Source organism: Sedimentitalea sp. XS_ASV28, assembly GCF_041224545.1.
Taxonomy (GTDB): Bacteria; Pseudomonadota; Alphaproteobacteria; order Rhodobacterales; family Rhodobacteraceae; genus Sedimentitalea.
Genome location: NZ_JBGFGP010000124.1, coordinates 1 through 21,501, shown reverse-complemented (window position 1 = coordinate 21,501; position 21,501 = coordinate 1). Strand labels below are relative to the sequence as shown.

Here is a 21,501-nt window from a genome sequence, read left to right as displayed (position 1 = left end):
ATTTCACCGGGCGGCGTTACCAACCGCCCGGTGCCCCTTGCAGGCCAAGATCGTCTGGCATAGCTGCATGCAACATCTGCGATCCAACCCGGAGTAACAGCGCATGTCCGACTCGTTGCCAGATCTCGCCGGCGCCCTTCTGCGTGCAGCCCGTGACGCCGGAGCCGACGCCGCCGAGGCACTCATCCTCCGGGGAACGTCGCTGTCCATCGACGTGCGCAATGGCAAGCTTGAGATCGCGGAACGGTCAGAGGCGACCGATCTCGGCCTGCGGGTCTTTATCGGCCAACGCTCGGCCATCAGCTCGGCATCGGACAGCAGCGCGACAACGATTGCGGCCATGGCCGAGCGCGCGGTGGCAATGGCGCGCGAGGCGCCCGAAGACCCTCATGCCGGGCTTGCGCAGCCGGATCAACTCGCCACCGACCGGGATGCGGCGGTGCTGGAACTGGCGGATGCGACACCGGAACCGGAGCCCGCCGCGCTGGAGCGCGACGCGCTCGAGGCCGAAGCCGCCGGGCGCGCGGTGGTCGGCGTGTCGCAAGTGCAGTCGGCCAATGCCTCTTACGGGGCGCAAAGCATGTATATGGCGGCAACCAACGGGTTTTCCGGCGGTTTTGATCGCACCAGCCGCTCGGTCAGCTGTGTCGCCATTGCAGGCACCGGTACGGATATGGAGCGCGATTATGACGGTGACGCGAGAGTGTTCCAGTCAGACCTGCGCAGCGCAACCGACATCGGCCGGATCGCGGGCGAGCGGGCCGTCGAACGGCTGAACCCGCGCAAGCCCGCCACCGGGACGTATCCGGTGCTGTTTGATGAGCGGATATCCTCGTCATTGATCGGGCATTTGCTGTCCGCCGCCAACGGTGCCGCGATTGCGCGGGGGTCATCCTGGCTGGAAGGGTGTCTGGGCGAACAGGTGCTGCCCGAGCATCTTTCGCTTGTCGAAGACCCCCACCGCGCGCGGGTTTCAGGGTCTCGACCGTTCGATGCCGAGGGCCTGCCCACCGCCCGCCGCGCCATTGTCGAAAACGGGGTGCTGACGGGCTGGACACTGGATCTCGCCAGTGCCCGCAAGCTTGGCATGGCATCCACCGCAAACGCCGCGCGTGGCGTGTCCGGACCCCCTTCGCCTGCCACGTGGAACACCGCCCTGACGCAGGGCGCGCAGAGCAGGGCCGACCTGATCGCCGCGATGGGAACCGGGCTGCTCGTCACGTCGATGATCGGCAGCACCATCAACCCCAATACCGGCGACTATTCGCGCGGTGCGTCGGGATTCTGGGTCGAGAACGGCGAGATCACCCATCCGGTCAATGAATGCACCATCGCAGGGAACCTGCGCGACATGTTGCGCCGGATCATTCCCGCCAATGATGCACGCCCCTGGCTGTCGCGCGTGGTTCCTTCGCTGCTGATCGAAGGGATGACCCTTGCCGGCGACTGATCTCGATCTGCTTGTCGATGCCGCCCGCGCGGCGGGCGAAATCGCGACGGGCTTTGCCGGACCAAGCACGCGCCGCTGGGACAAGCCCGATGGCGCTGGGCCAGTCACCGAAGCCGACCTCGCGGTCAATGACCTGTTGCACGACATTTTGCGCAGGGCGCGGCCCGATTACGGCTGGCTCTCGGAAGAGAGCGAGGACAGCGCCGAGCGATTGTCGCGCGATCGGGTGTTCATCGTCGACCCCATCGACGGAACCCGCAGCTTTGCCGAAGGCAGCGCGACATGGGCGCATTCCATCGCTGTGGCGGAACGGGGCATCGTGACGGCGGGCGTGATCTATTTGCCGCAGCGTGATCTGATGTATGTCGCGGCCAAAGGCGCAGGCGCGCGGGTCAATGGCACCCCGATTTCGCCATCCGTCGCCAGCGTCCTGAAAGGTTCGAAAGTGCTGGCCAACCGGCCTAGCATGGCAGAGGGCAACTGGCAGGGCGGGACCGTTCCCGCGTTCACCCGCGCCTATCGTCCGTCGCTGGCCTATCGTATGGCAACTGTGGCACAGGGCCGGTTTGACGCGATGATCACGCTGCATCCGTGCTGGGAATGGGACGTGGCCGCCGGCACGTTGATCCTGCACGAGGCGGGCGCGATCTGTACCGACAAGACCGGCACGCCCCCACGTTTCAACAACCCGCACCCGACAATCAACGGACTGATCGCCGGCGGCCGGGCCATGCATCGCCTGCTGAGGGCGGCGCTGCGCCCGTCTTGACGCGACCTGCCCATCGCGTAGGCTGCGAAGGTTCCGGATCCCGCCGCTGCGCAAAGGAAATCGAACATGGCACAAACTCTTTGCCGCCAGCGACGCCACCCGGCGATGATACCGCCCGGGCGAGCGGGCTGAGCGCATGAGCCGGTCTTTCGGTCTCGCGGCGTATCGCGCCCTGACGCGGCGGCAACCCGTCGGCAGCAGCGCGCCGCAACCACCACGCCCCCGGGGCGAACTTATCTGGGCCCATGCCACCAATGAACAACGCTATTCCGCGCTGTGTGATCTCAGCCTGCGGTTGCGCATCATGCGGCCGGATCTGCATCTGCTCGTCACCATCGAAACCGCACGTTTCGATCCGCCGCCCGCACCACAAAACGGCTGCGATCATATTGTGCCGCTCGAGTCCGATCACCCTGACGGGGCGCGGCACTTTCTCGAACACTGGCTGCCGGACCTCTGTCTCTGGACCGGAGGCAACCTCATGCCCAACCTGATCGCCGCCGCGTCAGAAGCCGAGGTGCCGATGATCCTGCTGGATGTTGGCGAAACCGACTTCCCGGCGCGGAGATACAGCTGGTTTCCCGACCTGACCGGACCCAGCCTGGCCTGTTTCACCACCATTCTCGCCAATTCCGATGCCGCCGCGCAGATGATCCGCAATGTCGGCGTGCCCAATTCTCAGATCCGCGTTGCTGCGCGCCTGCGCAGCTGCGCCACGCCGCCGCCCTGTTCCGACGACGAGCTGGCCAGTGTCACAAGCGAGTTTTCCGGCAGACCGGTCTGGCTTGCCGCGCATGTCACCGAAGCCGAATTCGGCGCGGTTCTGGACGCGCACCGGGCGGCGTTGCGGCTTTTGCACCGTCTGGTACTGGTGCTCGTAACCCATGCGGATGCGGATGTCGGGGCGCTCAAGCGGGGCATTGAGGCAAGAAACCTGCGCAGCGTCGATTGGGACACTGGCGACATGATCGACGAGAATACCCAACTCATCCTGTCGCGCGACGCCGACAATCTCGGGCTCTGGTATCGCCTCGCCCCGCTGACCTTCATGGCGAATTCGCTGCCGTCCGGTGCAAATGGCTGCTCGCCACTGGATGCTGCGGCTCTGGGGTCGGCGATACTCTATGGCAGTCATGTGGGTGGACATAAGGACATTTATGCCCGGCTGGCGGCGGCAGGTGCCGCGCGTTTTGTGCATGACGGCGAGTCATTGGGCAGCGCGGTGGTACAATTGTCGGCTCCCGACCGTGCGGCTACCATGGCATTGGCCGGGTGGAGAATCGTGACCGAGGGCGCACACATGACCGATGAGCTGGTCGACATGATCCTCGATCAGCTGGATGGCGGAGGCGCAGATCATGCGCCAGCCTGATTTCTGGTTCACCCGCGCCGATGCGCCGAATTGGCGCGCGAGGTTGCTCGCGCCGCTTGGTCACCTTTACGCCGCCGCAACCGCACGCCGGGTTGCGCGTGCGCCGGTGGCGCGACCGGATGTTCCGGTGATCTGCGTGGGCAATCTGAACGCGGGCGGAACGGGCAAGACTCCCACCGTGATCTGGCTGGTCGAACGGTTGCGCGATGCCGGGCACGACCCCTTTGTCGTCACGCGGGGTTATGGCGGGCGGCTGACCGGGCCGGTGTCGGTCGATCCGTCGGCCCATACCGCCGCGGATACGGGGGACGAACCCCTGCTGCTTGCGGCGTTTGCACAGGTCTGGGTGGCCAATGACCGCGCCGCCGGTGTTCAGGCCGCCACCTTGGCCGGCGCGACGGTGATCGTACTCGATGACGGGTTTCAGAACCCCGCCGTCGCCAAGGACCTCTCGATCATCGTTGTCGATGCCGAGCAGGGGTTCGGCAATGGCCGGTGTTTGCCCGCTGGCCCGCTGCGCGAACCTGTAGCGGTCGGATTGCAGCGTGCCGACGTGGTCCTGTCGCTGGGCAAGCCGGAAGCGCAGAAAAAATTCAGCCGCGACTGGGGCGCAGCACTGACCGTGCCACGGTACGAGGGCAGTGTCGAACCCTTGCAGACCGGGATGGATTGGACGGACACGCCGGTTCTGGCATTTGCAGGCATCGGCATGCCGGAAAAGTTCTTTGCCACATTGCGCGAACTGGGGGCCGACCTGCGCCGCTGCGAGCCGCTGGACGATCATCAACCGCTGACAGGCGCGCTCATGTCGCGGATGGAGACCGAGGCGCGCGCGCTCGGGGCGCAGATGGTCACGACGGAAAAGGACGCCGTCCGGCTGCCCCCGGCGTTTCGCAGCAAGGTCATCACGCTGCCCGTGCGCTTGAATGTCGAGCGTGTGGATAGCCTGGTTTCCGAGCTTTCACGGGTCGCGCCGCCGCCGTGACACGGAAATATTCCGGTTTGGCGGATTTTTTTCCAGTATAACAAATTCCCCTATTTCGGAATTTAATCCGCTATGGTAGAAGCCGACTCGAACGGAGGTCCATCATGTCTCAAGCATTTCTGTCACATATTTCCGAAACGCTCGCCCAGATCGATGCCGAAGGTATGACCAAGCGCGAGCGCATGATCACCTCGCCACAAGGCGGCGAAATCGAAGTCGGAGACCGCCAGGTCATCAACCTGTGTGCCAACAACTATCTTGGGCTGGCCGACCATCCCAACCTGATTTCGGCCGCCCGCGCGGCGATGGAACCGCGCGGGTTCGGCATGGCGAGCGTACGGTTCATCTGTGGCACGCAGGATTTGCACCGTGATCTCGAAAAACGTCTGGCCGGCTTCATTGAAACCGACGATTCGATCCTGTTCGCCGCTTGCTTCGATGCGAATGGCGGGGTTTTCGAACCTCTGCTCGGGCCGGAAGACGCGGTGATTTCCGATGCGCTGAACCATGCGTCGATCATCGACGGCATTCGCCTCTGCAAGGCCAGGCGGTATCGCTATGCCAACTCGGACATGACCGATCTCGAAACCAAGTTGAAAGCCGCGCGCGATGATGGTGCGCGTCACGTCATGATCGCCACCGACGGCGTATTCAGCATGGATGGCTACCTTGCAAAGCTGCCCGAAATCCGCGCCCTGGCCGATCGGTATGATGCGATCCTGATGGTCGATGACTGTCATGCCACCGGCTTCATGGGTCCGAACGGCGCGGGCACGCCGGACCATTTCGGGGTTCGGGCCGACATCCTGACGGGTACTTTGGGCAAGGCGCTTGGCGGAGCCATCGGCGGCTATGTGGCGGGTCCGCAGCCGGTGATCGACCTGTTGCGCCAGCGCGCACGGCCCTACCTGTTCTCGAATTCGTTGCCTCCGGCAATTGTCGCTGCCGGGATCGAGGCGATCCGGCTGGTGGAAAACGGTGGCGACCTGCGCGCACGGCTGTTTGAAAACGCGCGTTATTGGCGCGCAGGGCTTGAAGAGCTGGGTTTTGACCTTTTGCCGGGAGAGCATCCCATCGTCCCCGTGATGCTGGGCGAGGCGCAACTGGCACAGGACATGGCCGCCCGCCTGTTTGATGACGGCGTTTATGTTTCCGGCTTTTTCTTTCCGGTGGTTCCGCGTGGACAGGCCCGCATCCGCACCCAGATGAACGCGGCGCTGACGCGCGATGAGCTCGACCGGGCGCTGGCTGCCTTTGGTACTGTCGGCAGGGATCTTGGAGTGATATCATGAAGAACACGATGAAAGCGCTCGAAAAATCCCGGGCCGCCGAAGGGCTGTGGATGGTCGATGCCGCTGTTCCCGAAATCGGCCCGGATGACGTGCTGATCAGGATCAACAAGACCGGCATTTGCGGCACCGATGTGCATATCTGGAACTGGGATGAATGGGCGGAAAAGACCGTGCCTGTCCCGCTGATCACCGGCCACGAATTCGCTGGCGAGATTGTCGAGATCGGCCGGAATGTCGAAGATCTCGAGATCGGCCAGCGATGCAGCGGCGAAGGCCACCTGATCGGGCACCAATCGCGACAGGTGCGCGCGGGCAAGTTTCACCTTGATCCCGAAACCCGTGGCATCGGCGTCAACGAACAGGGCGCATTTGCGCAATACCTTCGGCTCCCGGCATTCAATGTCGTTCCCCTGCCGGACGAAATCAGCGACGATATCGGGGCCATTCTCGACCCGCTGGGCAACGCCGTGCACACCGCGCTGAGCTTTGATCTGGTGGGCGAGGACGTCCTGATCACGGGGGCGGGGCCGATTGGCATCATGGCCGCCGCCGTTGCCCGCCACGTGGGCGCGCGTCATGTGGCGATCACCGACATCAATCAGGCGCGGCTGGATCTGGCGGCAAGGGTTGCCGATGTGGTGCCGGTCAATGTGGCAAACGAGGATCTCGACGCGGTGATCGGGCGGCTGGGCATGAAACAGGGCTTTGACGTCGGCATGGAAATGTCGGGCAACCAGCGGGCGCTGGACCAGATGATCGAGGCAATGACCATGGGCGGGCGCATCGCGATGCTGGGCATTCCGCCGGGTAAATCGCCGGTGGACTGGTCGCGTATCGTGTTCAAGGCGATCACCATCAAGGGAGTCTATGGTCGCGAGATCTTTGAAACCTGGTACAAGATGATCGCCATGTTGCAGAACGGCCTGGATGTAAGCGGCGTGATCACCCACCGCTTTGCCGCCGAGAATTTCGCCGAAGGGTTCGCGGCGATGAAATCCGGGCAGAGCGGCAAAGTGGTGCTCGACTGGACATGAGCGCGAGCGATTCGATACTCGGGGCAATCGGGCGAACGCCATCTGTCTGGCTGGACCGGATGGTTGAATCCCGCGGGCTCAGGGGACGCATCCTGGCCAAGCTGGACTATCTCAATCCCGGCTTTTCCAAGAAAGACCGCGCCGCACGCGGCATTATCGACGCGGCACGCGCGGACGGTTCCCTTGCGCCGGGGCAAACCGTGGTCGAGTTGACCAGCGGCAACATGGGCACCGGGCTGGCGATTGTCTGTTCGGTGCTGGGCCATCCGTTCGTCGCGGTGATGAGCCGGGGCAATTCCCCCGAGCGGGCACGGATGATGGCCGCGCTTGGCGCCGAGGTCGTGCTGGTCGATCAGGCCGAGAACAGCATTGCCGGCGAGGTATCCGGCGCCGATCTGGCGCTGGTCGAGGACGCGGCGCAACGCATCACCGCCGAGCGCGGGGCATTTCGCGCCAACCAGTTCGCACATCCGGGCAACGCGCAGGCCCATTTCGACACCACCGGACCCGAACTCTGGGCGGACAGCGATTGCAGCCTGACCGCGTTTGCAGATTTTGCAGGCTCCGGCGGCACCTTTGGCGGTACGATGCGGGCTTTGCGGCAACGCAACGGGGCATTGCGTGGCTATGTGGTCGAACCCGAGGGCGCGGCGGCGCTCGCCGGGCAGAAAGTGACCCATCCCGGCCACCCGATCCAGGGCGGTGGTTACGCCATGCCGGACCTGTCTTTGCTGGATGCCAAGCTGGTGCACGGTTTCTGCACGATCAGCGGCGAAACCGCGCGCGAGACTGCACGGGCACTGGCGCGCGAAGAGGGCATTTTCGCAGGGTTTTCTGCCGGCGCAAACGTGGCGGCGGCGCTTGACCTGCTGGCCGGGTCAGAGGCTGGTGGCCGCATCGGTGTGATCATCTGCGACAGCGGTCTGAAGTACCTCTCAACCGATCTCTGGGGCGAAGATTAAGGCGTCAACCGCACCCGCCCGCCCTTGCTCAGCAACCAGCAATCGCGGCCTTCGAACACTGCCGGGATGATCGGGCGACCATAGCCGGCACCGCCATCCAGATCGACGCGATTGCCGAAATGCAACGGGAAATCCAGCGCCGTGTGCCCATGCACCACCAGCCACGGATGGCTGTCGGTATTCTTGAGAAACGGGTCCCGGATCCAAATCAGGTCATCTTCGGCCTGATCCTGCAACGCCACGCCCGGTGCGATGCCCGCATGCACGAAGAGCAGATCATCGCGCTCAAGATACAGCGGCAGATGCTTTAGATAGTCCAGATGCGCCTGTGGCACCGCGCGCTGCGCTTCGCCGTGAAGGCGCGGTAGGGACAGATCCGTTTCGACATCGACCCCATAGGACGCAAGCGTGGCAGGTCCGCCCAAGCGCGGGTGCAGCCAGCCGATCCCGGACAGGATGCGATCATCATGCTCGTGTCCCTCGGTCACGAAACGATGGAACATCCGGTCATGATTGCCCTTGATGACGTGCCAGTTCTTTCCGGCCGCCTGTCCCTGCATCAGACGCTCAATCACACCCCGCGCATCGGGGCCGCGATCCACGAGATCGCCGAGAAACACGATCTCCGCGTCATCGCCCCCGTCAGCCGCGATAAGATCGAGAGCCGTTTCGAGAAAGCCGAGTTGGCCGTGAATGTCGCCGATAGCGTAAACAGGTTGTGTCATGTGCGTGGGCTAGCGCAGCGCGGTGCCGATGAAAAGTACAGATTTGCGATGCGGCGCCCGCCGCAAAATCAAAACGCCGTCCGCCCGGCCAGGCAGACGGCGCAAAATGCGGTTTCCCGCGTCGGTCGCGATCAGGCGACGTCGAATTGCAGCGGTTTGATCTGGCGGAACATGCCCGTGCCGGCCAGCTTTTCGCGCACAGGGGCGGGCACCTCGGCGTCGACATAGAGAAGCGCGATCGCCTCGCCGCCCTTGTCAGAGCGACCCAGTGTAAAGTTGGCGATGTTCACGCCGTTCTCGCCCATGGTCTGACCCAGCGTGCCGATGATGCCCGGTACGTCGTCATTGGTGGTATAGAGCATGTGCGCGCCCACCTCGGCATCGATATTGATACCCTTGATCTGGATAAAGCGGGGTTTGCCGTCCGAAAACACCGTGCCCGCGATCGAGCGTTCGCGTTTTTCGGTCACCACGGTCACCTTGATGTAACCGTCAAAGGCGCCCGACTTGTCCTGATTGGTGGTGCTGATCTTGATGCCGCGCTCTTTGGCAATGACTTGCGCGCTGACCATATTGACCTCGGGGTTGGCGCGTTTCATGATTCCGGCCACCACGGCACAGTTCAGCGCCTCGAGGTTCATTTCGGACACAACACCGTCATAGAGGATGTTGATCGCCTTCATCGGCTCGTCTGTCATCTGTCCGATGAATGCGCCGAGATGCCCCGCCAGCTTGACCCACGGACCCATCACCTTGGCCTCTTCGGCGGTAACGCTCGGCATGTTCAGCGCGTTTTCGACCGCACCGGTCAGCAGGTAGTTCGACATCTGCTCGGCAACCTGCAGGGCTACGTTTTCCTGTGCCTCGGTCGTCGCCGCGCCCAGATGTGGTGTGCAGACCACATTGGGAAGGTTGAACAGCGGGTTTTCCGTGGCAGGCTCCTCGGCAAACACATCGAACGCGGCCCCGGCGACATGTCCGGACTTCAGCAGTTCGGCCAGCGCGGCCTCGTCCACCAGCCCACCGCGGGCGCAGTTGATGATACGCACCCCCTTCTTTGTCCTGGCGAGGTTTTCGGCGGACAGGATGTTGCGGGTCTGATCGGTCAACGGAACATGCAGCGTGATGAAATCGGCGCGGGCCAGAAGCGCGTCGAGTTCGACTTTCTCGACACCCATCTTCTGCGCCTTTTCCTCGCTCAGGAACGGGTCATAGGCGATGACTTTCATTTTCAGTCCGCGCGCACGGTCGCAGACGATGCCACCGATATTGCCGGCCCCGATCACGCCCAGCGTCTTGCCGGTCAGTTCGACCCCCATGAACTTGGATTTCTCCCACTTGCCGGCATGGGTGCTGGCCGAGGCTTCGGGGATCTGGCGCGCGACGGCAAACATCATTGCGATGGCGTGTTCGGCGGTGGTGATCATGTTGCCGAACGGCGTGTTCATCACGATCACGCCCTTCTTGGAGGCGGCTTCCTTGTCGACATTGTCGGTACCGATCCCGGCACGCCCCACGACGCGCAGCCTGTCGGCGTGGCGCAGGATGGTTTCCGTCACCTTGGTGGCGCTGCGAATGGCAAGACCGTCATATTGGCCGATCACTTCGGCCAGCCTGTCCTTGTCCTTGCCAAGATCGGGTTCGAAATCCACATCGATGCCGCGATCACGGAAAATCTGCACGGCGGTCGGGGACAGTTTGTCGGAAACGAGTACTTTGGGTTTGGTCATTGTTGAATTTTCCGGAACAGAGCCGGATTCTCCTGACTGGGGAATTGGGAAGGTGGCCCCGGACACATCCGGAGCCGGAATATCGTGAATCAGGCGGCCTGGCTCAGGGCAGCGATCTCGACCTCGAAGGCCCATGCCAGCCAGGGCAGCATCGCCTCGATATCCGCCGTTTCGACCGTGCTGCCGCACCAGATGCGCAGGCCCGCAGGTGCATCCCGGTAGGCACCGATATCCAGCGCGATACCCTCGATTTCCAACCGCTTGGCCACGGCCTTGGCAAAGCCCGCGCCATCGGTGATCCGGGCATCGGTAAACTTGAGGCAGACCGACGTGTTCGAACGTGTCGCCGGGTCGGTTGCCAGGAAATCGATCCAGTCATGCGCCTGAACAAAGTCGGTCACGGCGGCGGTATTGGCGTCCGCGCGGGCAATCATGCCCTTCAGGCCGCCTTCGGAACGTGCCCAGTCAAGCGCCAGCAGATAATCTTCGACACAGAGCATCGACGGCGTGTTGATCGTCTCGCCGCTGAAGATGCCATCGATCAGCTTGCCGCTCTTGGTCAGACGAAAAATCTTGGGCAGCGGCCATGAAGGCGTATAGCTCTCGAGGCGTTCCACTGCGCGGGGGCCCAGGATCAGCATGCCATGTGCCGCTTCGCCGCCCAGAACCTTCTGCCAGGAAAATGTCGTCACATCCAGCTTGTCCCACGGCAGGTCCATTGCAAAGGCGGCCGAGGTGGCGTCGCACAGGGTCAGGCCGGCACGATCCGCCGGGATCGCATCGCCGCCGGGAACCCGGACACCGGACGTGGTGCCGTTCCAGGTAAAGCAGACATCCTTGTCGAAATCGACGCCCGCCAGATCAACGATCTCGCCGTACTCGGCGATCTTGACCACCGCATTGAGCCCGAGTTGCTTGGTCACATCCGTGACCCAGCCCGCGCCGAAGCTCTCCCAGGCCAGCATCTCGACCGCGCGCGCGCCCAGCAGGTTCCACATCGCCATTTCAAAGGCGCCGGTATCCGAGGCGGGAACAATGCCGATCTTGTAGTCTGCGGGAATACCCAGCATGTCGCGGGTTTCCTCGATCGCCGCCTTGAGCTTTGCCTTGCCGATCGCGGCACGGTGCGAGCGGCCCAAAGGCGCATCCGCAAGCTTGCCAAGGTCGAAGGTGGGGGGCTTGGCGCAGGGGCCAGAAGAAAAACGCGGATTGGCCGGCCGCGTCGCCGGTTGTGCAATAGCCATTTTGCTACCCTTCCAGATAAAGCGCCCCTCGTTGGGGAGGGGTGTCCCAAGGCAGGGATTACTCGCAACCAGGAAAAACAGCAATAGGTACATGGCCGGGGATGCAGAAAATACGGCCCAATGTGTAACATTGCCGGAACGGAAGTTTCCGATTGGCACAAATCTGACACAAAGCGCGACAGGCCGGGTGCCCATCAAAACATTCTGACGGTCGCTGAGCCGTGTCGTCTAGAGTATTTTGCATTTAAGGCGTCCCGCCGAAAACCTGAATCGTGGGATTCCTATATGGTTGGGAATGTGATTTATCCTGTTTGGGAGGATGGATCATGTCAGCACCTTTACCAAACGCGCTTCGTTTGCGGTTTCAGAGATTGACTGAAGAAGGGTTAAGCGTGCGGGGGCTTTGCGCCTGAAACTTTCGCCGGCGACAGGCGCCAGATGGAAGCATGCGATCCGGCTCAGGGGGCGGGCCAGCATCATGCCGCAGTGGCGGCCAAAGGGCAACGGCAAGCTCGATCCGTACCGGTTCTTCTTCGCCGAGATCATCGCGCAGGACGGCGACATCACGATGCCGGAACTGGCCTCGGCCTTGCAGGACGCGACCGTCGTGCGCGCGCATCCGAACGCGATTGGCAAGTTCCTTCGCAAGCTGGGGTATACGCACAAATAACTGAGGAAGATCTGGAAAGGCCCCGGTGGGGCGTTTCCCTGACGAAGGCTGGTTGCCACCGAACCCGGTCGCGCCAAGGTAAGGCGGCAGCGCGAGGAGTGGCTTGCGCATTGCGTTCCTGACGTGGCCGAGCACCTCGAACACGTTGTCTTCCTTGACGAAACCTCGGTGAAGACGAAACTGATCCGCCTGCGCGGTTGGGCGCCGCGCGGGGATCGTCTGGTGATGGACGCGCCGTTTGGCTCCTGGGCACACAGACGTTCATCGCAGGGCTGATCCCCGGCCTTGGCCCGGTCGTGACGGCGGCGATCCTCGCCTTCCTGCCCGAGATCGGCACGCTGGCGCGGAAACAGGCGGGAAGCCTGGCCGGGCTCGTTCCTCACAGTCGGGAATCCGGCCAGTGGAAGGGCAAGTCCTTCATCAGGGGCGGGAGAAAACCCCTGCGCGATGCGCTCTACATGCCGGCGCTCGTCGTCATGCGCTTCAACCAGGACTTGAAGGCCAAATACATCGCGCTTCGCGACGCCGGAAAACCTGCAAAGGTCGCCCTCGTCGCGCTCATGCGCAAGCTGATCGAAACCGCAAATGCGCTCGCCAAGGCCGATCGCTTCTGGATCGAAAATCGCTCTTCTGCATGGCGGATACTCAGAAGGTGCTGCGCCAGGATATCCACCTACATGTTCGACACAATCGCCGAGGTCTGCGACCTCTACTCACCCGACGAGTACTGGAAATTCTTCAAGGCTGCAGGGTATGTCTCTGGTTAAAGGCGGGACGCTTTAGGTGCCTTGTGCCGCCGAACCTGATCTTCGAGAAACCGGCGCTCTTCTTCGCTCAGCACCACCGCGCCTGCTACCCGTCCAACCATCGCATCACCTCAGGAAGCTCAGTTCAGATTATGATACGAATTACAGTTCCAGGTGGCTAGAAACAACCTGCGCAAGCAGGTCAATTTCGGGGTCTTCACCGGTTCAAGTTCGATCCTGACAGATACCGATGGATCGCTCAAAGCATAGATCGTTGCAAATCCACCTTAGCACACAGGTGCCCGGAATCATCGGGGCCAAACAAAGGCCTCCAAAGTTCTGTAATTGATTAGTGCTCAGTAGGACGGCGGTGAAATGGCCCAGATTATCACCGTTTCTTCGTCGCTCTCATTGGTATAGCGGTGCGGAATCTGATCCTGCCCCCGTTTCACCGGACACCTAAGCGGTTTGGGTTTTAGCTCTGATGAACTCGCGAGGCGATTTCCATTTCAGGCGGCTGTGTGGGTGGTTCTCGTTATAGTCTTCGATCCAGTCACCTATCAATGACATCACGGTTTCGGCGTTGGGCAATGGGTTCACGCGGACGTAGTCGCGCTTTAGCGTCTTCACAAAAGCCTCTGACATGCCGTTGGATTGCGGGCTTTTGACCGGCGTGAAGCAGGATTCCAGGCCGAGTTGTTGCGCGAAGATGCGGGTTTCTTTGGCAGTGTAGGCGCTTCCGTTATCAGACATCACCTCTACCTGTTCCGGGGCGCGGTGTGTGCCGAACCTCCGTTCGACAGCCTCAAGCAGCATGTCGCGCACGTCCGATCCGCTGATCCCGGTATTACCCACAGCCCGCCATGAGATGATCTCGCGGTCGTGGGCGTCGATGAGGAAAGCCAGACGGATGACATCGCCGTTCCAGCAAGCGAACTCCAGGCCATCGCTGCACCAACGCAGGTTTGAGCGCATCATGATTTCGCTCGGGTCGATCGAAGCCGGATCGCTGGAGAAGCAAGTTGTTGCGCTCCATGATCCGGCAAACCCGCTTGTGATTAGTGCAGCAAGGCCTTCAGAACGCAACTGCCGGTTCAGAATGGCCGTAATTCGGCGGTACCCATAGGTCGGGCGCTTCGCCACCAACGTCTGGATACGTGGCAGGACCACCGCGTCTTGGGCTTTATGATAGCCCGACGCGGCTTTGCGCTACCGTTCACCCGGTCATGCAGGTTGGAACGGGAGACCTCCAAAACATCGGCAACGGTCTTCATGGCAAATCGTTCCGTTTCAACGACTGCGCAAGCAAGGTCGTTTTTTGCCCGTGACTTGTCGAGGGCCTCTTTCAGGACCTCCACTTCCATCGTCTTGCGCCCAAGCTGGCGTTCAAGTTCTCGGATGCGGGCTTCCATATCACGGTCCGTCTTGTTGCCGGTGACGCTGTCATCTGCGGCCACGGCGATGCTTCCTCCTTCGAGCATGAGCTTGCGCCAACGATACAGCAGATTGGGAGCCACGCCATTGCGACGCGCAACGGCGGAAATGCTCTCCCCCTCAAACATCGTCTCTTCCACGATCCGAAGCTTATCTGCCGCAGACCAGCGCCGACGGCGGCCGCCATCGGTAATGATTTCAATCTCAGGCATGAGCATGTGCTCAAGGCTATCCTTAAGCCTCCTTGGTCAAGCCAAGGTGTTCGGTCGAAATGGGGGCCAGTTCAGAATCGAACTCTCGAAGGCAAAGCTGTCACCAGACTCGAGAGAGATCTCCTTACCATCAAGCCAAAGAGTAAGTTTGCCAGAAACTACAAATCCGGCCTCTTCGCCCTTGTGACTGTAGTCTTCCTTTCCGCTGATTGAATGAGGGCGAAAAGTGCACCGCAACAATTCAATTCCCCGCGCCAAATTCGGAGAAAGAAGCTCGTCCCGTATGCCGCTCTCGAAATCCAGTTTGCGGCGCCGATCCCGACGCACGACGAACTTGTCCCATAAGGCATCCTTCCATTCCTGCGAAAGGATCACACCATTAAACCGTGGGATCAAACACATAGTCACGCGGAACTGTAGTTCGTATCATTGATCCGAGCGATGTGGGGAGAGATGATACGATTGGCCGTGCCGCCGATGAAGTGGTCCTTAGTTCGCCGGAGCGCGACTTTCTTGAAGCTCAGGTTCGACGGCACAAGGCGGCGCGCTCGCTGTCGGACCGGTGCCGTATGATCCTGCTGTGTGCACAAGGGCTTCAAAGCAAGGAGGTTGGCGCGCAGCTTGGCGTGCACGAGCACACTGTCGGCAAGTGGCGCAGGCGGTTTGTCAGGAACCGGATTGAAGGGCTGACCGACGAGTATCGTCCAGGCCGCCCCCGCACGGTATCAGACGATCAGGTGGCCGGGGTGATTGAGCGGACGCTGAACAACAGGCCGAAGGACGCCACTCATTGGTCGATCCGCTCGATGGCCGCGACGACTGGTCTGTCGCACACCACCATCCGCCGGATCTGGGCCGCGTTTGGCCTGCAGCCGCATCGCAGCGAGACATTCAAGCTTTCCACCGATCCGCTGTTCGTCGACAGGGTGCAGGATATTGTCGGCCTTTACATGGCGCCGCCGAACCGCGCCATCGTGTTGTGCGTGGACGAGAAATCCCAAATCCAGGCGCTGGATCGCGAGCAGCCGGTGCTGCCGATGGCACCAGGTGTCGCAGAGCGCAGAACCCACACCTACATCCGTCACGGGACGACATCGCTGTTTGCCGCGCTCGACATCGCCACGGGCGCGGTGATTGGCAAATGTTACAAGCGCCACCGGGCAACTGAATTCCTCGATTTCCTGAAGCGGATCGACGCCGAGATGCCCAATGGACCGGACGTGCATCTGGTGATGGACAACTACGCCACGCACAAGACGCCGAGGATCAAGGCCTGGCTGGCGCGGCGTCCACATTGGCATGTCCGCTTCACACCCACCTCAGCGAGTTGGATCAACCGGGTTGAGCGCTGGTTTGCGGAATTGACGCGCAAGCAGCTGCAACGCGGTGTTCACCGTTCCACCGCAGAACTGGAAGCCGACATCGCCGCATTCATCGATGCCCACAATGAGAACCCCAAACTCTATAAATGGGTCAAATCCGCAGACGAAATCCCCGCATCCGTCAAACAATTCTGCCAAAAAACAAAAAAACGAAATTCGGATTCAGGTGACTAGCACTACTTTGGCAGATTTTTGCTGATGCGATAATCTCCAGATTCACGGGAGCGGTTTTGGATGATTTATAGAGAGCCCGCATTAAGGGAGACTGGCGGTTTATGGGAACCTGGCGGGACGATCTGGAAACCTGGCTGGCGCCGTTTATCGCGGCGCTTGGGCACAAGACGCGAGGGCGGATGTGTCCTGTTTATGTAGCGGGGCTGATCGGTCCGGGTGATCGCAAGAGCGTGCAGTCGATGGCGGCGCGGGGACGGGGCGGTCAGCTATGACCACTGCATCATTTCATCGCCGACGAGGTCTGGGACAGTGCGCCGCTGGAGGCGGCCTTGCTGGTCGAGGCCGACAGGCTGGTTGGCGGCGAGGAGGCCTTTCTGGTCATCGATGATACCTGTCTGCCGAAGAAGGGCAACGCTCGGTCGGGTTTGCGCCGCAATATGCGTCCTCGCTGGGCAAGACCGAGAATTGCCAGTCGCTGGTCTCGGTCACGCTGGCCCCGGGCGAGGTGCCGGTGGGGGTGGGGTTGCGGCTGTTCCTCCCAGATGTCTGGACCAACGATCCCGACCGCATGGCCCGGGCCCGGATGCCGGAAGATCGGCAAATGTCCTGAGCAAACCTGAGATTGTCCTCGAGTAGATCGACCGGGTGAGGGCGGCGCGCCGCCGCAAATATCACCTGCCGGATCGCGAGGCCGTGTCTGCCCTGCAAATGCTGGAAGGCGAAAAATGGTGGAAGGTCAGTTGGAGGCGAGTGACCAAAGGCAGGCTGAAGTGTCGCTTCGCCGCAACCCGTGTCCGCATCGCCGATGGCCACAAGAACCGATGGCGAATGGCCGTGTACAGGCCATGCCCGGCGATGCGGACGTCTGGCTGATCGGTGAACGCCGGGCAACCGACGGGCGGAAATACTATGCCTCGAACCTGCCCGCCGACATACTCCTCAAGGCGCTTGCCGCCGTCATCAAGGCCAGATGGATTTGCGAACAGGCGTACCAGAAACTCAAGGAAGAACGCGGTATCGACGACTTCTAGGGCTGATCCTGAAACGGCCTTCACCGACACGCACTGATGACGATGATCGCCTACGCATTCCTGCAATCCCGCCGCTTCAAGGCCGCTGGACGGGAAAAAAGAGTCCCCGGACCACCGCCGCAACCGACCATGCCAGCCGTCAGGCAAGCCATCCTAGACGCCTTCGCCAGACCCGATGATGCCCCACCACGACGCTGCCCTCATTGTGAAAGACTCATCGCAGAACGCTCAGATGAAAATTTGCCAAAGTAGTGCTAAGACTCACGGATGAATTTCGCTGTCCCCACAAAGCGCGGGATGAAGACGCTGCCGATGACAAGAGTGCTTCCGCCGCTTGCAGGCCCGGCTGCGGAAGGATGACGATCGCAAGGATCACTGACCTTACCGGTGCGGGGTCACTTCGGTAAAGCCATCTGGCGAGATTGCCGAAACCTCGCGCCGCACGCAGCGCATTGAAGCCTCCGATTTCAGGCAGCGCTGCGTGATGTGGATTGGATCAAAGCCTGACGTGATCCCTGGCGATCGCGTTGTAGATCACGCCACCGAGAAGGGCGCCGATCACCCAGTTGAAACCGGACAATACAGCGAACCAAGGGACCCAGACCGTTGCCACCGAAAAGACCGCCGCGATGCCGAAAGCTTTGACGGCGGCGCTGTTCCAGCCATCGTCGTAGTGATAGATGCCGCCATCCATATTGTAGAGATCCGCCAAGCGCAGCTGTTCCTTGCGATGCAGGTAATAGTCGACGATCATTATGCCGAAGATCGGGGCAAGCACGGCCCCCAAAGTGTTCACAAAGCCGCTGATTCCGAACTGGCTGATGAAGCTGGTCCAGAAACCGCCGATCACAAGCGCAAAGAACGAGGTGATCAGACCGGCCTTGCGAAAGCTGATCTTCTCGGGCGCGAGGTTGGCGATGCCGTTGACCGCCGGGATGAAGTTGGCGACGAGGTTGATGCCCACCGTCGCCGCAAAAAAGGTTATCGCGGCGATCACCCCCAGAAGAACACTGTCGGTCCGCTCGACAATCTGCGTGGGATTGATGATCTCCTCGCCAAAGACCACGGCAGCGCCGCCGGTCGTCAACAGGGCAAGTGCCGAGAACAGGATCATGTTGAACGGCAGCCCGACAAGGTTGCCCAGTTTCATTGACCGTTCATCCCGGGCATAGCGCGAGAAATCGCTGAAGTTGATCATCACGGCGGCGAAATAGGCCACCATGGTGCCGACGATGGCGACAAAGCCCTTGAGTTCGGTCCAGAGCGTGCTTTCGGGGTTGGCGAAAATGGTTGCCGTCGCAGACAGCAGCTGGCCGTCCGAGCGCTGCCAGAGCACCACGACAAGACCGATCATCACGAGATAGACAAAGGGTCCGGCAAAGTTCAGGAAACTTTCAACCCAGCTCATGCCGCGCCAGAAGATGACGATGTGGAATCCCCAGACGATCACGAAGGAGACCCAGTCAATCCCGGTCAGGCCAAGAAATTCGGTTCCGCCGGTGGCACCGGTCACCGAGCGGATCAGCAGGGCGACCGCGGTAGAGGCGAAATAGACCTGAACGCCGTACCAGAAGACGGCAACCGTGGCGCGCAGGATCGCGGGCAGCTTGGCCCCCTGTGTACCAAGGCTGGCGCGGGCCAGAACCGGGTAGGGAATCCCGTATTTCTCACCCGGCGCGCCCGAGAGGTTGACCATCCACATCACAAAGAGCCCGGCGGCGATCAGGGCGGCAAAGGCGGTCCAGCCGCCGACCCCGAACGAAATGAACAGCGAGGCCACGAGCGAATAGCCAAAGAGAGATTGCACGTCATTGGCCCAGATGTTGAAGATGGCGAACCATCCCCAGGTCTTTTCGTCGGCTGTCACCGGATTGAGCGTATTGCCCTCCGGATCAAGCGTGCCACCATGGGTGACATTCGATTCATCAATGGAAGCCATGCTTTCCTCCCTTCGCAGCCCAAAAGTGGCGGTTTGCGGCTATCGTGAATGTTATAGTTGATCTTGTAGCTAACATTTTAGATGTTGTATCAGATGATAGACTATCAGGAAATTCACATAACACTTTACGGTTTTGATTGAGAATGCCACGTGGGAGCAACAGTGAACCAAGCTAACGAAGTCAATCTGCTGGCGGACAAGGCGCAGGGCGCGCTCTGGGCCGCGTTGCGCAGCGGCCGGTTGCAGGCAGGCCAATTCCTGTCGATGACGCAGCTTGTCCAGTTGCTTGATTGCCCGATCGCCGCCATTCGCGATGCGGTCAAACATGCCAGTTCGCATGGTCTCTTGTCCACCTTGCCCAAGCGCGGCATCCAGGTGATGGAGGCGCGACCGGAAACCATTCGGGATTGTCTCGATTTCCGGATGGTCCTTGACCAGGAGGGTGCACGGCGGCGGATTGCGCGCAAAGCGTTCGACGGTTTGCGGGAACTGCGCGTGCAACATGCCGAGTTGCAGGCGGCGGCCCGCGAGGACAGCGAGAGCAATCTTTCACCAAGGGCAATCGACGTGGATTTGTCGCTGCATGACTTTCTGGCCGAAGGTCTCGGGAACAGTCAGCTGTGTGCCAGCTACGAGGCAAACCGCATGCGTATCGCGGTCATTCAGAACGCGCGACCGTTCCTGCAGGTACGGATCGTGTCGGCGATGGACGAGCATCTCGCGGTGATTGATGCGGTCCAGCAGCGCGACGCCAAAGCGGCGGTTGATGCGATCAGGTATCATTACGAGCAGACCCTGCGATGGTGGGGGGCTGTCTGATCGCAGGGCCTCGCAAGGCGCTTTTGCCAAGGGGATTTCCGGATCGATTATGCACCCGCAGAAACGGGCGCAAACGTCACAACCAACGTGGCTTTATCGGCACCCCGAACTTTCAATTTTTGCAACGCAAGCGGTTGTTTGGCCTATGGCGCGGAACGGATTCATCCGTCGAAGCCCGTGTCACTTGATCCCATAGCCGAAGGCAACGCCGGGGATGTTCCCCGACATGCGGTTTATGCCACCGCAGCGACCGGGTTCACCCCTGACGCCGTTTGCCGGCTTGGGTTCGGCTCAGGCCGTCAGGCCCTCGGGTTCCGGCAGCCCGTTGGCGCGGCAGCAGGCGGTCAGCGTGTTGGCCAGCAGGCAGGCAATGGTCATCGGGCCTACCCCGCCGGGCACCGGGGTGATCGCACCGGCAACGGCGGCGCAGCTGTCGAAATCCACGTCACCAACCAACCGTGTACCACCGTCCGGTTTGTCGATCCGGTTGATACCCACGTCGATGACGGTCGCGCCCGGTTTGATCCAGTCGCCGGGCACCATCTGTGGGCGACCGACAGCGGCAACCACGATATCGGCGCGGCGTACAACCTCGGGCAGGTCCCTGGTCCGGCTATGGGCAATGGTTACGGTGCAGCTGTCGCCGAGCAACAACTGCGCCATGGGTTTCCCGACAATGTTGCTGCGCCCCAGAACCACCGCATTCATGCCCGACAGCGACCCGTGGTGATCGCGCAACATCATCAGGCAGCCAAGCGGCGTGCACGGCACCATCGATTTCTGTCCGGTCCCCAGCAAGCCGACATTCGAAATATGGAACCCGTCCGCATCCTTGGCCGGATTGATCGCGTTGATCACCAGATCCGAGTTCATGTGATCGGGCAGGGGGAGCTGCACGAGTATCCCGTGTACCTTTGGATCGTTGTTGAGCGTTTCGATCAGGGCAAGCAGATCAGCCTCGGAGGTATCGGCCTCCAGCTTGTGTTCAAAGCTGGCCATTCCGACTTCGACCGTCATCTTGCCCTTCGAACGGACATAGACCTGCGAAGCCGGGTCTTCGCCAACAAGGACCACGGCGAGCCCCGGGATGATGTCATGGTCTGCCTTCAGTCGCGCGGTGTGCTCGGCGACCTTGGCGCGAACAGTTGCTGCAAAGGCTTTTCCGTCGATGATCTGGGCGGTCATGGTATCGCTCCTAAATGTCGGTGTCATGTCGGTTTCCTCGATCCCGGGCGCGCCGTCAATGCGCGCCCGGGTAGTGATGCCCCCTCTTCAGAAGAGTCCGTCGATTTGTCCCTTTTCGTTGAGCCTGATGGCTTCGGACGATGGGACGCGGGGGAGGCCGGGCATGGTCATGATTTCGCCGCAGATGACGACCACGAAACCGGCGCCGGCGGAGAGGCGCACTTCGCGGACCGGAACCGAGTGGCCGGTGGGGGCGCCGCGGCGGTTGGGGTCGGTGGTGAAGGAATACTGCGTCTTTGCCATGCAGATCGGCAGGTTGCCATAGCCCGCCTCTTCCCACTGTTTC

At 61.4% G+C, this 21,501-nt stretch carries 19 protein-coding genes and 2 pseudogenes; 13 read left to right on the top strand and 8 right to left on the bottom strand.

Annotation, left to right across the window (positions count from 1 at the left end):
- Nucleotides 1-103: 103 nt before the first annotated feature.
- The 7 genes from AB9K34_RS09410 (at nucleotide 104) to AB9K34_RS09380 (ending at nucleotide 7,864) form a co-directional block, all read left to right on the top strand.
- Entirely contained in the window at nucleotides 104-1,450 is a 1,347-nt protein-coding gene (locus AB9K34_RS09410; RefSeq protein WP_369954161.1) for a TldD/PmbA family protein, read from the top strand.
- Nucleotides 1,437-2,219: an inositol monophosphatase gene (locus tag AB9K34_RS09405; protein WP_369954160.1), complete on the top strand. Its 783-nt coding sequence runs from the start codon at nucleotides 1,437-1,439 to the stop codon at nucleotides 2,217-2,219. Before AB9K34_RS09410 ends, AB9K34_RS09405 begins: the two co-directional genes overlap by 14 nt.
- A 136-nt stretch (nucleotides 2,220-2,355) precedes the next feature.
- A complete protein-coding gene (locus AB9K34_RS09400; RefSeq protein ID WP_369954159.1) occupies nucleotides 2,356-3,591 on the top strand; it encodes a 3-deoxy-D-manno-octulosonic acid transferase in 1,236 nt (411 codons plus the stop codon).
- Complete coding sequence (gene lpxK / locus AB9K34_RS09395) at nucleotides 3,578-4,576, top strand: tetraacyldisaccharide 4'-kinase (RefSeq protein ID WP_369954158.1); 999 nt, start codon at nucleotides 3,578-3,580, stop codon at nucleotides 4,574-4,576. Before AB9K34_RS09400 ends, lpxK begins: the two co-directional genes overlap by 14 nt.
- A gap of 104 nt (nucleotides 4,577-4,680) precedes the next feature.
- Complete coding sequence (locus tag AB9K34_RS09390) at nucleotides 4,681-5,868, top strand: glycine C-acetyltransferase (protein ID WP_369954157.1); 1,188 nt, start codon at nucleotides 4,681-4,683, stop codon at nucleotides 5,866-5,868.
- On the top strand, nucleotides 5,865-6,902 hold the full coding sequence (tdh, locus tag AB9K34_RS09385; RefSeq protein ID WP_369954156.1) for an L-threonine 3-dehydrogenase: 1,038 nt from the start codon (nucleotides 5,865-5,867) through the stop codon (nucleotides 6,900-6,902). The genes AB9K34_RS09390 and tdh overlap by 4 nt, the downstream gene beginning before the upstream one ends.
- Nucleotides 6,899-7,864, top strand: a complete 966-nt coding sequence (locus AB9K34_RS09380) for a PLP-dependent cysteine synthase family protein (RefSeq protein ID WP_369954155.1) — start codon at nucleotides 6,899-6,901, stop codon at nucleotides 7,862-7,864. The genes tdh and AB9K34_RS09380 overlap by 4 nt, the downstream gene beginning before the upstream one ends.
- Here AB9K34_RS09380 and AB9K34_RS09375 read toward each other — a convergent pair.
- The 3 genes from AB9K34_RS09375 to AB9K34_RS09365 form a co-directional block, all read right to left on the bottom strand.
- Nucleotides 7,861-8,589 (bottom strand): metallophosphoesterase, encoded by a 729-nt coding sequence (locus AB9K34_RS09375; protein WP_369954154.1) that lies wholly within the window; start codon nucleotides 8,587-8,589, stop codon nucleotides 7,861-7,863. The genes AB9K34_RS09380 and AB9K34_RS09375 overlap by 4 nt on opposite strands.
- 131 nt (nucleotides 8,590-8,720) lie before the next feature.
- Nucleotides 8,721-10,319, bottom strand: a complete 1,599-nt coding sequence (gene serA, locus AB9K34_RS09370; protein ID WP_369954153.1) for a phosphoglycerate dehydrogenase — start codon at nucleotides 10,317-10,319, stop codon at nucleotides 8,721-8,723.
- An 89-nt stretch (nucleotides 10,320-10,408) separates the two neighbouring features.
- Nucleotides 10,409-11,563, bottom strand: a complete 1,155-nt coding sequence (locus AB9K34_RS09365) for a phosphoserine transaminase (RefSeq protein ID WP_369954152.1) — start codon at nucleotides 11,561-11,563, stop codon at nucleotides 10,409-10,411.
- A gap of 478 nt (nucleotides 11,564-12,041) precedes the next feature.
- Between AB9K34_RS09365 and AB9K34_RS09360 the strand changes: the two genes are divergently transcribed.
- Together AB9K34_RS09360 and AB9K34_RS09355 are read left to right on the top strand one after the other, a co-directional pair.
- Nucleotides 12,042-12,233 (top strand): hypothetical protein, encoded by a 192-nt coding sequence (locus AB9K34_RS09360; protein ID WP_369954151.1) that lies wholly within the window; start codon nucleotides 12,042-12,044, stop codon nucleotides 12,231-12,233.
- Nucleotides 12,234-12,430: 197 nt separating this feature from the next.
- Nucleotides 12,431-13,000 (top strand): transposase, encoded by a 570-nt coding sequence (locus tag AB9K34_RS09355; protein ID WP_369954150.1) that lies wholly within the window; start codon nucleotides 12,431-12,433, stop codon nucleotides 12,998-13,000.
- A gap of 438 nt (nucleotides 13,001-13,438) precedes the next feature.
- Here AB9K34_RS09355 and AB9K34_RS09350 read toward each other — a convergent pair.
- Together AB9K34_RS09350 and AB9K34_RS09345 are read right to left on the bottom strand one after the other, a co-directional pair.
- Nucleotides 13,439-14,625: pseudogene (locus tag AB9K34_RS09350) on the bottom strand (IS3 family transposase).
- Between the two features lie 36 nt (nucleotides 14,626-14,661).
- Nucleotides 14,662-15,027: a cupin domain-containing protein gene (locus AB9K34_RS09345; RefSeq protein WP_369954251.1), complete on the bottom strand. Its 366-nt coding sequence runs from the start codon at nucleotides 15,025-15,027 to the stop codon at nucleotides 14,662-14,664.
- Between the two features lie 59 nt (nucleotides 15,028-15,086).
- Between AB9K34_RS09345 and AB9K34_RS09340 the strand changes: the two genes are divergently transcribed.
- The 3 genes and pseudogenes from AB9K34_RS09340 to AB9K34_RS09330 all read left to right on the top strand — a co-directional run bounded on the left by AB9K34_RS09340 (nucleotide 15,087) and on the right by AB9K34_RS09330 (nucleotide 17,212).
- Nucleotides 15,087-16,181: an IS630 family transposase gene (locus tag AB9K34_RS09340; protein WP_369954250.1), complete on the top strand. Its 1,095-nt coding sequence runs from the start codon at nucleotides 15,087-15,089 to the stop codon at nucleotides 16,179-16,181.
- Between the two features lie 101 nt (nucleotides 16,182-16,282).
- Nucleotides 16,283-16,791 (top strand): annotated as a pseudogene (locus AB9K34_RS09335) (transposase).
- Nucleotides 16,792-17,002: 211 nt separating this feature from the next.
- The gene (locus tag AB9K34_RS09330) at nucleotides 17,003-17,212 is read left to right on the top strand and encodes a hypothetical protein (protein ID WP_369954149.1); all 210 of its coding nucleotides are present in this window, start codon (nucleotides 17,003-17,005) and stop codon (nucleotides 17,210-17,212) included.
- A 496-nt stretch (nucleotides 17,213-17,708) separates the two neighbouring features.
- On the opposite strand, the gene AB9K34_RS09325 is transcribed toward AB9K34_RS09330, so the two are convergent.
- Nucleotides 17,709-19,151 (bottom strand): NCS1 family nucleobase:cation symporter-1, encoded by a 1,443-nt coding sequence (locus tag AB9K34_RS09325; protein ID WP_369954148.1) that lies wholly within the window; start codon nucleotides 19,149-19,151, stop codon nucleotides 17,709-17,711.
- Nucleotides 19,152-19,313: 162 nt separating this feature from the next.
- Here AB9K34_RS09325 and AB9K34_RS09320 point away from each other — a divergent pair, with 162 nt between their 5' ends.
- On the top strand, nucleotides 19,314-19,970 hold the full coding sequence (locus AB9K34_RS09320; RefSeq protein ID WP_369954147.1) for a GntR family transcriptional regulator: 657 nt from the start codon (nucleotides 19,314-19,316) through the stop codon (nucleotides 19,968-19,970).
- Nucleotides 19,971-20,261: 291 nt separating this feature from the next.
- On the opposite strand, the gene folD is transcribed toward AB9K34_RS09320, so the two are convergent.
- Together folD and AB9K34_RS09310 are read right to left on the bottom strand one after the other, a co-directional pair.
- The gene (gene folD / locus AB9K34_RS09315; protein ID WP_369954249.1) at nucleotides 20,262-21,155 is read right to left on the bottom strand and encodes a bifunctional methylenetetrahydrofolate dehydrogenase/methenyltetrahydrofolate cyclohydrolase FolD; all 894 of its coding nucleotides are present in this window, start codon (nucleotides 21,153-21,155) and stop codon (nucleotides 20,262-20,264) included.
- 87 nt (nucleotides 21,156-21,242) lie between these two features.
- Nucleotides 21,243-21,501: formate--tetrahydrofolate ligase (locus AB9K34_RS09310; RefSeq protein ID WP_369954146.1), on the bottom strand; the 259-nt coding region annotated here is incomplete at its 5' end.

Bases quoted from the DNA above. Each gene is read 5' to 3' on its own strand.
- AB9K34_RS09360 (WP_369954151.1), top strand. From the start codon at position 12,042: ATGCCGCAGTGGCGGCCAAAGGGCAACGGCAAGCTCGATCCGTACCGG.
- AB9K34_RS09390 (WP_369954157.1), top strand. From the start codon at position 4,681: ATGTCTCAAGCATTTCTGTCACATATTTCCGAAACGCTCGCCCAGATC.
- AB9K34_RS09325 (WP_369954148.1), bottom strand. From the start codon at position 19,151: ATGGCTTCCATTGATGAATCGAATGTCACCCATGGTGGCACGCTTGAT.
- tdh (WP_369954156.1), top strand. From the start codon at position 5,865: ATGAAGAACACGATGAAAGCGCTCGAAAAATCCCGGGCCGCCGAAGGG.
- serA (WP_369954153.1), bottom strand. From the start codon at position 10,319: ATGACCAAACCCAAAGTACTCGTTTCCGACAAACTGTCCCCGACCGCC.
- AB9K34_RS09345 (WP_369954251.1), bottom strand. From the start codon at position 15,027: ATGTGTTTGATCCCACGGTTTAATGGTGTGATCCTTTCGCAGGAATGG.
- AB9K34_RS09410 (WP_369954161.1), top strand. From the start codon at position 104: ATGTCCGACTCGTTGCCAGATCTCGCCGGCGCCCTTCTGCGTGCAGCC.
- AB9K34_RS09400 (WP_369954159.1), top strand. From the start codon at position 2,356: ATGAGCCGGTCTTTCGGTCTCGCGGCGTATCGCGCCCTGACGCGGCGG.
- AB9K34_RS09375 (WP_369954154.1), bottom strand. From the start codon at position 8,589: ATGACACAACCTGTTTACGCTATCGGCGACATTCACGGCCAACTCGGC.
- AB9K34_RS09365 (WP_369954152.1), bottom strand. From the start codon at position 11,563: ATGGCTATTGCACAACCGGCGACGCGGCCGGCCAATCCGCGTTTTTCT.
- AB9K34_RS09330 (WP_369954149.1), top strand. From the start codon at position 17,003: ATGGCGAATGGCCGTGTACAGGCCATGCCCGGCGATGCGGACGTCTGG.
- lpxK (WP_369954158.1), top strand. From the start codon at position 3,578: ATGCGCCAGCCTGATTTCTGGTTCACCCGCGCCGATGCGCCGAATTGG.
- AB9K34_RS09380 (WP_369954155.1), top strand. From the start codon at position 6,899: ATGAGCGCGAGCGATTCGATACTCGGGGCAATCGGGCGAACGCCATCT.
- folD (WP_369954249.1), bottom strand. From the start codon at position 21,155: ATGACCGCCCAGATCATCGACGGAAAAGCCTTTGCAGCAACTGTTCGC.